This is a genomic window from Variovorax sp. Root473, from assembly GCF_001426505.1.
Lineage (GTDB): Bacteria > Pseudomonadota > Gammaproteobacteria > Burkholderiales > Burkholderiaceae_C > Variovorax.
In genome coordinates this window covers 290,714-306,163 of the sequence record NZ_LMEV01000016.1, presented here as the reverse complement: position 1 = coordinate 306,163, position 15,450 = coordinate 290,714, and the positions used below count along the sequence as shown (strand labels likewise).

The 15,450-nt window shown below is 66.1% G+C and carries 12 protein-coding genes and 1 pseudogene; 6 read left to right on the top strand and 7 right to left on the bottom strand.

What is annotated here, in order from left to right:
• The first annotated feature begins 4 nt into the window (after nt 1–4).
• The 6 genes from ASD34_RS12720 to ASD34_RS12700 are packed head-to-tail and all read left to right on the top strand — an operon-like array spanning nt 5 to nt 5,897.
• Nucleotides 5–910: a tetratricopeptide repeat protein gene (locus ASD34_RS12720; RefSeq protein ID WP_414929874.1), complete on the top strand. Its 906-nt coding sequence runs from the start codon at nt 5–7 to the stop codon at nt 908–910.
• Nucleotides 907–1,368 (top strand): DUF3613 domain-containing protein, encoded by a 462-nt coding sequence (locus tag ASD34_RS12715; RefSeq protein ID WP_235510049.1) that lies wholly within the window; start codon nt 907–909, stop codon nt 1,366–1,368. Before ASD34_RS12720 ends, ASD34_RS12715 begins: the two co-directional genes overlap by 4 nt.
• Before the next feature lie 41 nt (nt 1,369–1,409).
• Nucleotides 1,410–1,886, top strand: a complete 477-nt coding sequence (locus ASD34_RS12710) for a TadE/TadG family type IV pilus assembly protein (protein WP_056577851.1) — start codon at nt 1,410–1,412, stop codon at nt 1,884–1,886.
• 5 nt (nt 1,887–1,891) lie between these two features.
• Nucleotides 1,892–2,362 (top strand): TadE/TadG family type IV pilus assembly protein, encoded by a 471-nt coding sequence (locus tag ASD34_RS12705; RefSeq protein ID WP_056577849.1) that lies wholly within the window; start codon nt 1,892–1,894, stop codon nt 2,360–2,362.
• Between the two features lies 1 nt (nt 2,363).
• Nucleotides 2,364–4,436, top strand: coding sequence for a TadG family pilus assembly protein (locus ASD34_RS27115; RefSeq protein WP_082548627.1), 2,073 nt, complete (start codon nt 2,364–2,366; stop codon nt 4,434–4,436).
• A 42-nt stretch (nt 4,437–4,478) separates the two neighbouring features.
• A complete protein-coding gene (locus tag ASD34_RS12700) occupies nt 4,479–5,897 on the top strand; it encodes a sigma 54-interacting transcriptional regulator (RefSeq protein WP_056577847.1) in 1,419 nt (472 codons plus the stop codon).
• A gap of 133 nt (nt 5,898–6,030) precedes the next feature.
• On the opposite strand, the gene ASD34_RS12695 is transcribed toward ASD34_RS12700, so the two are convergent.
• The 7 genes and pseudogenes from ASD34_RS12695 to ASD34_RS12665 form a co-directional block, all read right to left on the bottom strand.
• Nucleotides 6,031–7,602, bottom strand: a complete 1,572-nt coding sequence (locus tag ASD34_RS12695) for a TolC family protein (protein WP_056577845.1) — start codon at nt 7,600–7,602, stop codon at nt 6,031–6,033.
• Entirely contained in the window at nt 7,599–8,894 is a 1,296-nt protein-coding gene (locus ASD34_RS12690) for an HlyD family type I secretion periplasmic adaptor subunit (protein ID WP_235510058.1), read from the bottom strand. The genes ASD34_RS12695 and ASD34_RS12690 overlap by 4 nt, the downstream gene beginning before the upstream one ends.
• 83 nt (nt 8,895–8,977) lie before the next feature.
• On the bottom strand, nt 8,978–10,807 hold the full coding sequence (locus ASD34_RS12685) for a peptidase domain-containing ABC transporter (protein ID WP_056577841.1): 1,830 nt from the start codon (nt 10,805–10,807) through the stop codon (nt 8,978–8,980).
• A 91-nt stretch (nt 10,808–10,898) separates the two neighbouring features.
• A complete protein-coding gene (locus ASD34_RS12680) occupies nt 10,899–11,192 on the bottom strand; it encodes a hypothetical protein (RefSeq protein ID WP_056577839.1) in 294 nt (97 codons plus the stop codon).
• Entirely contained in the window at nt 11,189–14,272 is a 3,084-nt protein-coding gene (locus ASD34_RS12675) for a glutamate ligase domain-containing protein (protein WP_056577837.1), read from the bottom strand. The genes ASD34_RS12680 and ASD34_RS12675 overlap by 4 nt, the downstream gene beginning before the upstream one ends.
• Before the next feature lie 111 nt (nt 14,273–14,383).
• Nucleotides 14,384–14,890: an OmpA family protein gene (locus ASD34_RS12670; protein WP_056577835.1), complete on the bottom strand. Its 507-nt coding sequence runs from the start codon at nt 14,888–14,890 to the stop codon at nt 14,384–14,386.
• Between the two features lie 85 nt (nt 14,891–14,975).
• Nucleotides 14,976–15,450: pseudogene (locus tag ASD34_RS12665) on the bottom strand (hypothetical protein); the annotation flags it as partial.

The following is a 15,450-nucleotide window of genomic DNA, read 5'->3' as shown; positions in this document are numbered from 1 at the left end:
ATCCATGGCCATGGGGGTGGCTCTGGCAGTTTCCGGCTGTGCCGCCACCAAAGACCACTACGCAGCGGGCGAAGACGCCCAGCAGCGGCAAGCCTTCGAGGCCGCCAGCGAAACGAAAAGCGGCGCCAACATCGACACCCAGGCAACCTATCTGAAGGTCGTGAGCCAGATGCAGGAGCAAGGCCTGTGGTTCGCGTCGCTGGCACACATCGACGCCCTGGAACAACGCTGGGGCATTACACCCGACTCCACCCGCGTGCGCGCCGACGCGCTGCGCCAGACCGGCCAGGCGGAGCCCGCCGAAGCCGCCTACAAGCGCTTGCTGAACACACCGCAGGAAAGCGCCGGCTACCGTGGCCTGGGCTTGCTGGCGGGCGCACGCGGCCAGTATGCGGAGGCGGTACAACTGTTCAGGCAGGCGCAGCGCCGCACACCCACCGATGCATTGCTGCTCAGCGATCTGGGTTATGCGAGCCTGCGCGCCGGCCAGCTCGAAGAAGCGCGCCTGCCGCTGATGCAAGCCCTGCAACTTCAGCCCGACAGCAAGCAGGCTCAGGCCAACGTGGCGCTGTACCTCGAAGCCACGCATCAGCAAGAACAAGCCACGGCCCTGATGGATGCGAACCGCATGCCCGAAGCCACGCGCGCCGCCGTGCGTGCCGCGGCGCAGCAGATGCGGACTGGCCCAGGGAGCGCTGCAACGCAATCTGCGGCCTCTGCGACCAAACCCCCGGCATCCGCCATCGCATCAACCGGAGCGGGCGAAAACATGCTGCCCGCCCCCCTCGCGCTCAAGCCGACCCGCTGGGCCGGAATGGGTGGCACACGCACCGCCAGCCAGCTGAACCCGTCGATCTCGACCGCGGAGACGCCTCTTTCACCGAACCCGACTTCACGAGGTACCCCATGAACCACAACCACGCGCCTGCCCACCGGATGTCCGCGCTGTCCGCCTGCGCGCTGGCCGCAGCCTGCTGCTTCATGACGGCGGCGGCCTCCGCGCAGACCGCCAGCACCAGCGCGGCGCCGGCCGCCGCCGTGTCCGCTCAAGCCTCCGCACCGGCGGCCGGAACCCCTGTCGCTGCCGCGGGACCCACGTCCCCGTCGCAGCCGGTGCAAGACGCCCCGGCGGCCGCAGAAGAACAGGAGGCCTTCGATCTTCTCCCGCCCCAGGTCGGCGACGCCACGCTGAGCCTGTTCGCCTGGCAGCGCAGCGGCGAAATCGCCTCGCGCACGGCGCGGCCCATCGCGGGCGCCGTTGCCGGCCGCAGCTATGAGCGGTACCTGAAGAGCTTCGAGTTTCCGATTCCTGAGCGGATGAGCTCGACGGTCAAGACGTCCAGCGGCAGCAGCAGCGGCGGCAAGTAAGACGCCGCTTCTCTTCCTCTTTCCACATCTCGCAGAAGGCCATGCACGCGATCCGCGCTCCAGGCTCGCCACGCTCGCAGCGCGGCGTGTACGCGATCGAGTTCGCCATGGTGTTCCTGATCTTCTTTACCGTCCTGTATGCCGTCATCTGCTACGGAATGTTGTTCGCGTTTCGGCTGGGTTTGCAAAACGCGGCAGAAGATGGGGCGCGAGCGGCGCTTCAATACCAAAGCAACCTCGGTGCTCGCGTGACCCGTGCGGAGGACGTCGCTAAGAACCGAAGCGATTGGATGCCTCAGGTGATGCCGCCAGACGTTTCTATCTGCCATGTGGTCCCTGTGGCGGGAGTCGTTGACCAGTGCGCCCCGGTCTACTGTGGCCCAACCTGGAGCCACCGGTGCCAAGTCCACGTTGTCGTGGAAGCCAAAAACATTGGTTCGCTGTTGCCCCCGTTGCCGGGCTTTGTCGTTCCCGACCAGATCGCCGGCAAGGCCAGCATGCTACTGGAACTGAGGTAAGAACCATGTCTATCCTCAACACCCGACCTCGGCTCAGCCCCAATACAGGCAGGCGCCAACGCGGCATTGCGGCCATTGAGTTCGCGCTTGTCTTTTTGCTGCTGTTTATTGCGATGTACGGCGTGGCGACCTTCGGTGCAATTTTCTATACACAGCAGGCCATCTCGCGCGCCGCAGAAGACGGCGCTCGCGCGGCAATGCTGATGCCGCAACCGCTGGCTTCTGGCAGCGTATGCCAGGCCGTTTCAGATTCGCTGGCAAGCTCGCTCATTCCACCCTTCACCTGCCCAAGCAGCACCTCAAGCCTTACCTCCGTCTCGCTTACGGGATGCTCGCCGGGCGGCACAAGTTGTGCCGTGACCGTCATCTATCAGTACAAGGACAACCCCATCCTGCCGCCGGTGTCGCTATTCGACATCAGTTGGGTGCCAGACGTATTGCAAAGCAGCGCCACTGTGGCGCTCAAGGCCTCATGACATGGCTCTCGGCATGAACACACCATCGACACGTCCAGCTCTCCGATCGACCGCACAACGACGCGCTTGTGGATCGATCGTCATCAACACGGCTATTGCACTGGGCTTGATCGTGATCACCTTGCTCGGCGCCGAGCTTGGCTACGCCTTCTTTCTCAAGCGTGAATTTCAGAAAACCGCCGATCTGGCCGCTTTGGCCGGTGCCAAGGCGCTCAAACCAGACACGACTTCCTGCTCGGACGCAAGCAGTGCAGCGTCGAACAATGCGACGCTCAATCTTTCCGGCATGGTTGCGGTGGTGACTCCCGTCTGCGGGTGGTGGGACCCAGGAACGGGGACTCCGCCAAAGCACTTCACCAAGCAAACTGGAGCAGAAGCGCGCAATGCCGTGCAAGTCTCCGTCAGCGGGTCAGGCAGCTTGCTCCCCCTGCTCTCAGATGGTGCCGGGCGCGAAATCAAAGTCGAGGCCATCGCTGTCAAAGACATTCCATTGGCAGTCTTCTCGGTGGGCTCCAAGCTGATCGACATTCGATCCGAAGCCCCATTGATATCGATTCTGAAGTTCGTCGGTGCGGACCCGTCCAAGACTTGCCTGGCCTGCTACAACACTGGACTGGCAGGTATCAAGATCACCCCAGCGGGACTTTTGAGTGCTCTCCAGATTCCTTTTTCTGCGGACCTGACTGTTGGTGGCTTCAATGCGTTACTGGCAGCCAATCAAGTGAGCCTGGGGAAAATTCTTGATGCTGTCGTTACGCTCGCCGGCAAAGATGATCTGTTGGCAGCCAACGTTTCTCTCTTGAACTCTCTTCTTGACGCCGGCCTTCAAGCGAAGGACCTATTGGTTCAATTAGGAACTGACCCCGCGCAAAATCAGGGTGCGCGAGGGTTATTTGCCTCGATCGAGGCACCGACAACAAGTTCAGCATTGGATGTTGAGATTGATGCCTTCGATCTGCTGAGTGCTGCACTCGGCGTGGGAACCAAGGGGCATGCGGTGACAAGCAATGTCACCCTCAACGCCTTGGGCGTCAAACTAGAAACTCGCATCATTGAACCTGCTTCGATTGGAATTGGTGGGGTAAACACGAAAGCCTACAACTCGCAGGTTCGTGCTTTTGTAGAGATCAATAGTGATGGCTCGATCCTTGGTGGTCTGCTGCAAGCTTTAGGGACAACCATCAAGCTTCCCATTGCGATCGACGTCGTCAACGCTTTAGGACGGCTGGACGTATTGAACTGCGATACGACACCACCGCAGGCGACGATCAACGTAGATGCTCCGATCCTGACTGCCTGCATCGGCAAGCTCGATCCAACGGCGCTCTGGTCAAAAGCAGATATCTGTGCAACGGGGCTGACCGATATGCCATTGGTCCGGATCCTCGGCGCCGATTTGCTCTACGGCAAGGCATACCTCCCCGCTCTTCCGAGCAACAGCAACGTAACGCTCAAGGTCGGCGAGACCAAAACGACAGGTAGTAATCCGCTGTCCATCGGAGACACTTTGTCTTCGCTGCTCAAGCTACTTCTAGGGGGAGGTCTCACAGGAAGCCCCGCAGTTCCAGCAGACCGTGCGACAAATGCGGCCATCGCGGCCAAGATGGCGGACTACTACTTAGCCAAGACCAACAAGGTTTCCACGCTTAGAGATTTATTGGAGGCTGATCACCTGACGTGGAGCCGGCCAGTCTTGCTCGTGCTTTCGACAACGATGCCTCAAGAATTTGAAGCAAGAGTGAACACTCTGTGCGGGGGCAGTCTCAGCGGGGCTTGCGCTCGAAACGAGTTGATCAAATCGCTGCAAACACCCAACCAAGACGGCCTCCTCAGTGGACTGATCAAGGGTTTAGTCGAACTAGTGACTGGCGTACTGGGTTTGGATCCAGACGCATCTGGTACGCCGCTGCTGGCTGCAGTACTGGGACCGCTGATTGAATTGCTGAAACCGGTTCTAAATTCTGTAGGTGGGCTGATTTCCAGTTTGCTGAGCAACGTATTGGGGCTCGAACTCGGCCGCACTGATGTCGCCCTGCAATCCATGAGTTGCCAGAATGCCAAGCTGGTTTACTAACGCAACCTCGTACCAGCCCCGCTCAAGCCTCTTGCCTCTTTGATGAATTCCCCCGCCTCCAACTTCGACGAACTCGACCTCTTTGTCTGGGAAGGCAAAGCAGACATCCTCGACCGCATTGCGCGGTGCATGGCGAGCTTCGACGTGGAAGTCATCCGGGCCGATGGCCTGCCGCCGCCTTCGCAGGACCGCGGTGTCGCACTGCGTCCTTCCGTCGCGATCATCAGCGTTACCGTGATCGACGGCGGCGGGTTGCCGCATGCGACCGAGCTGCTGCAAGGCATGCCCGTGATCTGGGTCGCTGCCGCCTCGCGCGAGCGCGATTCGCGCACGTATCCGCCCGAGTACCTGCACGTTCTTCCCTACGACTTCACCTGCGCCGAACTGCGCACGATGGTGGCCAAGCTGGTGCGCCAGCTGCGTGCGCGCGATGTCGCGCCGCAGGCGCCCGATGTGCTGGTGGCGCATTCCGATGCGATGAAGGGGCTGCTCGCTGAAGTGGGCGCCTTTGCTGATTGCAACCATCCGGTGCTGGTGCGCGGCGAGACCGGCGTGGGCAAGGAGCGCATTGCGCAGCAGCTTCACATCGGGCATCAGCAGTACGGCAAGGGCGCGTTCGTGGCGGTGAACTGCGGCGCGATTCCCGATGGGCTGTTCGAGTCGCTGTTCTTCGGTCATACGAAGGGCTCGTTCACGGGTGCCGTGCATGCGCACCGCGGGTACTTCGAGCAGGCCACCGGCGGCACGCTGTTCCTCGATGAAATCGGCGACTTGCCGCGCTATCAGCAGGTGAAGTTGCTGCGCGTGCTCGAAGACAACGCGGTCACGCGGCTGGGGGCGACGTCGCCGATTCGTGTGGACTTCCGGCTCGTGGCGGCGACGAACCGCAACCTGCGCGAGATGGTGGCGAGCGGCGAGTTCCGGGCCGATCTGTTCTACCGGCTCGCGGTCATCGAGCTGCATGTGCCGAGCCTCGAAGAGCGCGGCGAGATCGACAAGATCGCGATCTTCAAGGCGCTGCTGGCGAACGTGCTGGGCGACGAGCTCGAAGCACTGGGCGAAACGCCGCACTGGCTCAGCGATGCGGTAGCCGAAACTTACTTTCCGGGCAACGTGCGGCAACTGCGCAACCTCGCGGAGCGTGTGGGCGTGATCGCACGGCAGTTGCACGGCTGGGACCAGAACCTGATCCAGCGCGCCATCGCGCTCACGCGCGGCACGCCAGCGCCGGCTGCATTGGCCACCGACCGCAACGGCACGGGTGTGGCGCTCGACGCGAACGGCGACCGCAAGGGCTGGAACAGCGGCGAGCGCAACCGCATCATCGCGGCGCTGGAGATCAACGACTGGAAGCGCCAGGACACGGCGCAGCATCTGGGCATCAGCCGCAAGGTGCTGTGGGAAAAGATGCGCAAGTACCAGATCCTCGACGGCGAGCCCGGCATCCCCGAAGAGACGTAACTAGCTCGCCCCCAGGCTGCGCGGCACTTCGTGTCCGCTTCTCCTTCCCCCTACCGGGGGCAACACCTGAGGCCCGGCAAAGCCGGTTCCTCGGTGTTTCACCAACGGGCTTCGCTTCGCTTGCCTCGAAGGGCTACTGGATTCCGAGGCGCGTTGACCGACGCAGCGGCGGGTTCGCAATCGATGCGCCCGGTGCGCGGTCGACCAACGGTTCGCTGGCGCAGGTGGTGTTGCTCGAGATGCACAGCGCGCCCAGCAGGCCGTCTTCGGTCAGGACGTTCCGGCTCGGGGGGCCAAAGATGCGGTCGATCCAGTTGTTGGCGCCGATGGGATCGACGCGCAGTTCGCCGGTGGTGCGCGCCAGGCGCAGTTCCGAAATGCGCAGATCGAACACGCCGTCGATGTAGTCGAACAGCAGCGTGTAGTAGTCCAACTGCGCGTCGAGCACCTGGGGCAGGGTCTCGCGGCCGAACTCCATGAGGCGGCGGCGACCGCGGAAGGCCTGGCCCGAGGTGCTGACGGCTTCCATCAGCTGGCGCTCGCGTTCGCGGCCGGCCATGGTGCGCGACCACGACGACGCGGTGAGCTCCATCAGGTTGAGCCTCACGCCTTCCATCTTGGCTTCCTGGTTCGCGACTTCGGCCAGGGCGCCCTTGAGCTTGAGCTGGCGGTCGAAGCCGTTGCCGAAGTTCCAGTTGAGTTCGAAGGCGGCGCGCGTCGGGTCTTGCGGCGACACGCCGCGCGGGTCCTTGCTCTTCACGACGACGGCGTCGAGCGTGGGGAACATGCTGGCTTCGGTCTGGTCGACCAGCGCACGCGCACGCGCGACGCGGCCCTGCGCTTCGGCGAGTTCGGTGCTGCGCGCTTCGGCGCGGCGCAGTGCTTCTTCCTGCGAGCCGATGCGCCAGTGCGGCGGTGCGGCGAGCACGGGCAGCGATTCGGGAACGGGCGAGAACTTGAAGTAGTTGCGGAACTTGGCCAGGGCTTCGTCGCGCTGGGCTTCGAAGTCGGACTCGCGCGCGGCCACGAGGGCACGGCGCGAGGCAGCCATGTTGAGGTCGTTGTCGCCGCTCACGCCAAGCGCGACACGGCGTGCCTCGGCCTTCGACAGCTCGGCCACGACCTCGGTGGCGCGGTGCGCGATCTGCTTTTTCAGGTCGAAGCGCTGCACCTGCAGGTAGGCGGTGAGCGCATCGAGCACGACTTTCTGCGAGGTGGTGGTGACGGCTTCGTCGTCGGCCTGGTTGCCGAATTCGGCGGCGCGCTGCGCGGCGCTCATGGCGCCGCCGTCGATCAGGCTCACGCGCGCTTCGGCGGTGAGCACGGTGTAGCCCTCGCTCTTGGCATCCCTGGCACCGCTGCTGTAGGTGCCCGAGGACGTGCCGACCTTGAAGCGCGGGTAGCGCGCCATGCGGGCCGCGTCGACACCGAAGCTGCTGGTGTTGGCGGCGGCCTGCGCGGTCAGTACCTCGGGGTATTCCTGCGACAGCACAATGAGCGCCTGCTTCACACGCTGCGCATAGCTCGCAGCGCCAAGCGACGGCGGCGACAGTCGGCGCGACAGCGCGAGCGATGCGGGCGGCCCTTCGGGCTCGAAGACTTGGGCGTAGGCGGTGGGCGGCAGCGCCATGCTGACGCACAGGGTCGCGCAGAGCACGCCCGGTGCGATGCGCGCGCGCCGGCCCGGCAACACGGGCTTGCTCATGGTTCGCGGAAGGCTTCGCGCCGCAGTTTGAGCACAGGCCGCAGGATGTACCAGATGAACGGATCGGTCCCCACGCGCAGATCGACTTCGGCTTCCATGCCGGCGGTGATGCGGTTCTCTTTGCGTCCCACGTGCGACTGCGACATGCCGATGAGCAGCCGGTAGTACGGCGCGCCGTTCGAGATGGCGGCGTCGCGGTCGGCATCGGCCGCCACCAGCTTGACCTTGCCGTCGACGGCGCCGTAGCGCAGGTAGTCGTAGGCGGTGATCTTCACGCGCGCGAGCTGGTCCACTTCGACGAAGCCGCGGTCGTTCGGATTCAGGCGCGCCTCCACCATGATCTCGTCTTCATCGGGCACCACCTCCAGGATGGCTTCGCCGGGCTTCACGACCCAGCCGGCGCTGGAGCTGCGCAGGCCCTTCACGATGCCGTCGGCCGGCGCCTTCACCACCGTGCGCGAGCGCTGGGTTTGCGCGCGCGCAAGGTCTTCGCTCAGGCTCGCGAACTGGCGCTCGACGGTGGCGAGTTCGTCCGAGGCGCGACGGCGAAAACGCCCTTCGGCCTCGGCCATCTTGGCCTGTGCTTCGGTGATGGCGGCCTGCGCCGAGATGATGCCCTGGCGCGCGACGGCAAGTTCGCTGCGCACGCCTTCGGCCTGCCGGCGCTTCTCGAGCACTTCGACCTGGCCGACGAGTTTTTCGCTGAGCAGCTGCTCGGAAATTTCCTGCTCTTTCTGCATCAGCTCGAGCCGGTCGGCCAGGCCCTTGGCCTTGGCCTGCTGCTCGAGCTGCTTGCTGCGCGCCTGCTCCAGGCCCGACACGGCGCCGGCCATGACGCCGCGCTGCTCGAGCGCGCGCGCCTGGTAGGCACCGACCTCGCCTTCGAGCACGGCCTCGTCGATGTCGGCATCGAACGAATCCCGCTTGAGCGGCTGGCCGCGGCTCTCGGCAATGAGGCGCACGCGCGTGGCCTGCGTGGCGGCATAGCGCGCAGTGAGCTCTTCGAAGTTCAGGCCGCTGCCACCCAGGTCGATCTCGACCAGCGACTGGCCCTGCTTGACCTTGTCGCCTTCTTTGACGAGCACGTTGCTGACGATGCCGCCTTCCAAGTGCTGGATCGACTTCACGCGGTCGGAGGGGATCACGCGGCCCGGCGCGACGACGACGGTTTCCATCGGAAAGCCGAGGCCGACCACCGCCAGCACCGCAACCGCGCCGCCGATGATCCATTGGCGGCGCCGGCCTTGCGGCGTGGTCTGCGCCGCCTGTTTCTCGCTCTCGCCCTGAAGCACCTGCGGCAAGTCTGGTTTCAAAATCCCGTACCCCTGTCTCTGTCTGTCAGTCGGTCAAACCATCAAGCAAGCGATCGCGCCGCTCACGCCATCGAGCGCGAAGCGGTGGAGACGCCGGCATTGCTGCTGCCGTCGTCGCTGTCGCCCAGCGCCACCAGCGGCTTCTTCACGCCGAAGAGCTTGGGCACCATGACGGCGGCCGAGCCGATCTCCACGTTGCCCTGGCCGGTGACGTGGTACACGGCCGTGGCCGCCGACACGATGCGCAGCGAATGCGTGACCACGACCACGGTGCGCACCTTGGCCACCGCGAGCATGGTCGCGAGCAGGTTGCGCTCGCTTTGAAAGTCGAGGTCGTTGCTGGGCTCGTCGAGCACCAGCACCGAGGGCTTGCGCAGGAAGCTCATGGCCAGCGCAAGCTTGCGGCGCTCGCCCACCGAGAAGCCGGTGCCGCCCTCGCCCACCACCGTGCGGTAGCCGTCGGGCAGGCGCGAGATGAAGTCATGCGCGCCCGAAAGCTTGCAGGCCGCAACGATCTGCTCGTCGCTCTGGCCCGGCGCGCCGCGGCGCATGGTGTCGACCAGCGGGCCGCCGAACCAGTAGACCTCTTGCGAGAGGTAGCTGATCCAGCGCGACAGCTCTTCGCGGCCGAACTGCGACAGGTCGTACTCGCCGATGCTCACCACGCCGTGCGTGGGCGTGTACAGGCCCGACAGCAGCTTCACGAGCGTCGACTTGCCTGCGCCGTTGCGCCCGACGATCACATGCAGACCGCCAGGGCCGATGTCGAGGTCGACGTTTTCGAGCACGGGCTGCGGCGCGTCTTCGGTGAAGCTGAAGCTCACGTCCTTGAGCGTGACGCGGCCCAGCGGCTGCGGCAGCGCCATGCCGGTGGGCGCCTTCTCGACCGGCTCGCCAAGCACGGTTTCCAGGCGCTTGGCGGCTTCCTTGGCAGTGGCCAGTGCGCGCCAGTTCGACACCAGCCCGGCCACCGGCTGCAGCGCCTTCAGCGCGAGCATGTTGGAGGCGACGAGGCCGCCCACCGTCATCCACTGCTGCATGACGGCGATGGCACCGACGGTGACGACGATCACCGAGAACACGGTGAGCAGCACGGTGGTGCCGTCGCGCGCGGTTTCGATCTGGCCGTTCTTGCCGAAGCTTTCGCTGAGCCAGGCGTTGTAGGTCTGCTGCCAGACCTCGATGGTCGGGCCGTCGTTCGACTGCGCCTTGAGCGTCTCGCGCGCATGGCAGATCTCGGAGGTGATGCGGTCCAGGCCGCGCCCGCGCAGCACTTCCTCGACGCGGCCGGCGCGTACCTCGTCGGCCCACCACCAGGCCAGGAACGCCATGATGGCCAGGAAGGCCGCCACCACGGGCAGCACCGGCAGCGCGACGATGCCGATCACCACGAGCGCGAAGATCGCCATCGGCAGGTCGAAGATCGATTGCGCCAGCCCGCCCGTGACGGTGCCGCGCACGGCGCCCACGTCGCGAAAGAACAGCTGCCAGGACGACGCCGGCCGCGCCTCGAGCGCGCGCAGCGGACGACCGAGCATCGAGTGCAGCAACGCGCCCGACACGCCGTGGTCGACGGTGGCGCCGGCGTTGCGCAGCAGGCGCGAACGCCGCGTGCGCAGCCAGAACTCGATGCACAGGAAGAACAGGATGCCGCTCACCAGCGCGGCGAGCGTGGACACGCCGCTGCGCGAGAGCACGCGGTCATACACCTGCAGCAGGAAGATCGAGGGCAGCAGCCCGAACAGGCTGATGGGCAGCGAGAGCCACGCCGCGCTCTTGACGAGCGGGTAGGCCGAGCGGAACGCATCGTTCAACGCACCGGCATACGGGCTGGCGCCGGGAGCGTCCGGCCTGTCGGCAACCAGCTGGCTGGGCAAGAGGAACTTGATCATGGAAAAACACCGATCCGTCGGGCAACGACGCCGGCACCATTATCAACTGTTACCCGATCGTTACAAGGCAGAAATTCGCCTCTGACGCCTCTCAGCATCGGTGCGCGCGAACCTGCGCCGGACCGGTCGCTTGCGCAGCGTGCGTTCCTTGCAGCGTGGCGCTTTCGCTGGGCGTGCAATTCATCGTTTGATGAGCGTACGTGCGCGCCGCGCCGCGCCCGGACGGGGATGGCAGGTTGTCGGCAAATGCGAGCGCGATGTTGGCGCACAGCAGCATCAGCAGCACCCAGGCGCACAGCAGCTGGAGCCAGCCCAGCCACCAGCGCCGCGGCGGCACCTCGCGTTCGGCTTCATAGGGAATGTGGACCAGTGCGTTCCATCTCATGGCAGTGCTTTCAGGACCCGGGCAAGCCGGGAAAGACCGACACCGGCGGAGCTTTTGGCCAGCACCCAGTCGCCTGGTTGCAGCAGCCCGCCGAGGGCGGTGGAGAGGTCGGACACATCGACGAACCAGTGGGAGCGGACCTTGCTGCGAATACGCGTGTGAAGCGCCCGCATCAACGGTCCGCACAGGAGCACGCGGTCCGGTTGCGACGCCAGCAACTCGGCCTCCAGATCGAGGTGATGGCGTTGCGCCGCGGGCCCCAGTTCCTGCATGTCGCCCAGAATGGCCACCCGGCGCGCAGGCTCGCAGGGGGCTTGTGACAGCAACTCCAGCGCCGCCCGCATCGAACTCGGGTTGGCGTCGTAGGTTTCGTCGATCAGCTTGAAGCTTCCGCCGCCGATATGAATGGTGTGCAGCGCACCGCGTCCGCCCGGCGGCTCGAAGTGCGCAAAGGGTTCGACGGCGGCGGCCAGCGGCAGGCGCAGCGCCTGCAGTGCGGCCAGCGCGGCCACGGCGCTCGCGCCCATGTGGCGGCCCGGCGCGTTCAGGCGCAGCTGGAAGGGCTCGCCCGCCACCTCGGCCTGCACCTCGCCGTGGTCGAAGGCGAGCAGGCGCACGTCGGCGTCCTTGTGCTCGCCGTAGGTCACGATCTGCAGCTGGTGCGACATCGCGGCTTCGGCGAAGGTGCCGAACTCCGCCATGTCGCGGTTGAGCACCACGCGGTCGCCCGCGGCCATGGCCTGGAACATGCGGCAGTCCAGCCGCGCGGCGGCCTCCGACGGGCCGCGGTGTTTCTGCGACGCGGCCGAGATGCCGGTCACCACGATGAGCGACGGCCGCATGAGCTGCGCCGATGCGGGCATGTGCGAGGTGCCCATCTCGAGCACCCAGTACGCGGCATGGCGCGGCATGCAGGTGAGGTTCCACGCAATGCCCGACGGCAGGCTGATGCTGCCTTCGGGCTGCGCCACCTCGCCCCACACGGTGAGCGCACCGGCCAGCATGGCGGCCACGGTGCTGCTGCCCGCGCCGCTGCCGAGCACGCCGCACACGCGGCCGGTGAACTCGGTGCGCGCGTGGTCGCCGAGCTCGAGCACGGCCTGCAGCACGTTGGGTACCTTCAGCACGGGCACACGCTTGTCCAGGTGAGGCTTGGGGTCGGTGCACAGCACGGCCGCGGCCGGCTGCAGCACGCCCTTGAGCGTGACGGCGGCCAGCGGCGTCTTCGAAGGCCGGGCCTGGTGCTCGAACACGACACGGCCCTTGCGCATGAAGGTGCGCTGGGTCACACCGGTGGCGCGCCAACCGTCTTCGGGCTTGACGACCCATTCGCCGCCGGTGACGCGCGCCATCTCGCTGGCGGTCCAGACGGCGCCGTCGTCGCGCACGCCGCCGCCTCCGGGGCCGCCGCCGGGCGGGCTGCGCCGCTCCAGCAGGTAGCGGTGGTAGGCCGCGAAGCCCGTCACGTACTGCTCGACATCGTCGATGCGCACGCGGAACGAGTGGTGCCGCACGAAGAACGCGCCGACGACCGTGGACGGCCGGCGGAAGTACATCGCCATCTCGGGCCAGAAGAAACCGTTGAGCAGGTAGTGCGCGCGGTAGTCGAGCGCGCGGTAGAACTTCTCGGTGTCCAGCTCGTCGAGCAGGTGCCGCATGGCGGGCATGCTTTCGAGCCGCTGCAGCATCTGCTGCGCCGCCAGCATGAGGCTGAGCAGCGTGGGAAAGGTGGTCTTGCGGTCGAGCACGAAGTCCAGGTAGCCGGCCACGTTCTGCAACCCGAAGCGGAAGTAGCGCTCCTGCGGGCTCCACTGCGTGAGCTCGTTCACGCAGCTGCTCAGCCAGTGGTCGTGCGACTGCCAGTGCTGGCTCGCAATGAAGTGGTCGAAGGCTTTCTCGACCGATGCCAGCCAGCGCGGATCGCGCGTGAGGCCGTACAGCCGCATGAGCCCGAAGGCCGCTTCGCCGTCGTAGAAGATGACGCGCGAGGCCTGCTTGAGCGTCAGGTCGGCGGCGTGCACCACGTGGTCGAAGCGCCCGCTGGCGGGGTCTTGCAGCGCCACCATGCCCAGCGCGAGCTTCTCGAGCAGCGGCAGCCAGTGGCGCGTTTCCATCAGTTCGCAGTAGCGCACGAACATGCGCACGCACGCGGCGTTGCCACCCAGGCGGATCTCGCCGCCGGTGTCGACGAGGTATGCCACTTCACGGCCATCGGGCAGCGTGTAGTCGCGGATCAGCGCGTCGGTCAGGTGATCAATGGCGCGGTCGATGGCCGCGCGCAGCGTGTCGTCGCGCGTGAGCTCCCAGGCCTCGAGCATGGCGTGTACGGTGCCCGCATGGCGCATCGCGTCGTAGGTCGGAATGCGGCGATCGAAGCACGGAAAGTAGCCGTACACGAACAGGCCGTCGCTCTGCATCTGGCGCGCCAGGTACGACGAGCCGCTGCGCACCAGCTCGAGCACCGACTGCGGGTTGAGCGCCGGCAGCTGGCGGCGGCCCGCGTCGAGCCCCGTGCCCACGAGCTTGTGCACCACGCCATCGGGCTGGCAAAACACGCCGACCGTGGCCAGCAGGTAGACCGTGCGCTCCGACGATTCTTCCAGCGACAGCGTGCGCTCGAAGCGGGCCTGCGCATAGACGTCGAAGTTGCGCACGTTGACCACCGAGTGCGCGATGGTCGAATCGCCGCACAACATGGCGTTGGCATTGAGTTCCTGCTCGGTGAAGGCAATGCCGAAGTCCTGGCCGAAGGCCAGGCCGAGCCGGAAGTAGTTGCGCTTGACGGCCGTGAGCTGGGTCTTGAATTGCGTCCAGTCCATGGGGCTGGCGCCCTCGACCCAGTCGATGCGCAGCCAGGGCGAGACGATGCCGCGCTCGCGCACCCATCGCTCGACGAGCTCGGCGCCTTCGCGCCAGGCGGTTTCGAAATCGTCGGCCCGCGCATGCACGACGTGTGCACGCTGGGAACCGTCGCTCACCGAGAAGAAGAGCGTGAAGGCCGGGTACGGGGCAGGCAACGCCGCGCACACGGACACCAGGCGCTCGTGGCAGGCGTGGAGCTGGTCTGAGAAGGACATCATTCGGCCCCGGTCGAATGCGGGCGAAGACCGGTCGCGTCCGTCATCGGCTCTCGCCTGGATGACGTGATCGCGGACCGGAAGCCGCCCGTGGAATCACCGCGTGCTCCCGATTCAGCGGTAGCTGAATTCGGCGCGACGATTGAGCTGATGGCCCTCCTCGGTGGTGGCAAGCGATGCGGGCTTTTCAATGCCCCAGCTGATGGCTTCGACGCGTTCGCCCGGCACGCCCATTTGCGTGAGCATGCGTTGCACGGCCTCGGCGCGGCGCTGGCCGAGCGCGAGGTTGTACTCGCGGCCGCCGCGCAGGTCGGTATGGCCTTCGATCACGACCCGGCTCGCCGGCCGGTTGCGCAGGAAGCCCGCGTGCGCTTCCACGATCTTGCGGTCGCCGGGCCTGACGTCGTACCGGTCGAAGTCGAAATAGACGATCTTGGCCACGCCCACCGGCCCGTTGGTCGGCGGTGCGGGCGGCGCCGGTTCCACCTTGGGCACCGCGCGCTGGCTCTTGTTGGAGTAGTAGTAGGTCGCGTCGTCGCGACCGCCTGTGGGAGGCACGCCGCAGGCGACGAGGCTTGCGCTCATCGCCACGAGGGCCAGTATCCGGAAATTCTTGTTCATGACGGTCCTTTCGCGGGACAGGCCGGTGGCGGCCTGTCCCTGTCTGCTTGGTATCGAGGTTCCCCTCCTCCTTCGTGTCCCTGGATCAGCCCAGCAGGCCGTGCAGGATGTTGGTCACAGGAGCCAGGGCACCACCGGCGGGGCTCTGGTCGACCAGGCTGGTGATCGGGGTGAGCACGTTGTCGAGCACCGGGGCCACCGTGTGTTCGACGGTGTCCAGCACACTGGCCACCACGTCGCCGACCGGCGCCGTCACCGGCGTGCCAGCGAGGATGTCGGCCACCGGCTCGACCGCGGTCGTCACCGTTTCGACCACCGTCGAGACCACCGAGCCGGCCGAGCCGTCGAGCAGGCTCGTCACCGGTTCCAGGATGCCGGCGACCGGTTCCGCGCCACCCGTGAGGCCGCCGAGCAGGCCGCCCACGAGACCGTCCGCACCGAGCAGGCTGCCAACCAGGCCGTCGTCACCGAGGACGCCGCCGAGCAAGCCACCTTCGTCGCCGCCGAGGACGCCGCCCAGGAGGCCACCGTCACCACCGAGGACACCACCGAGCAGGCCG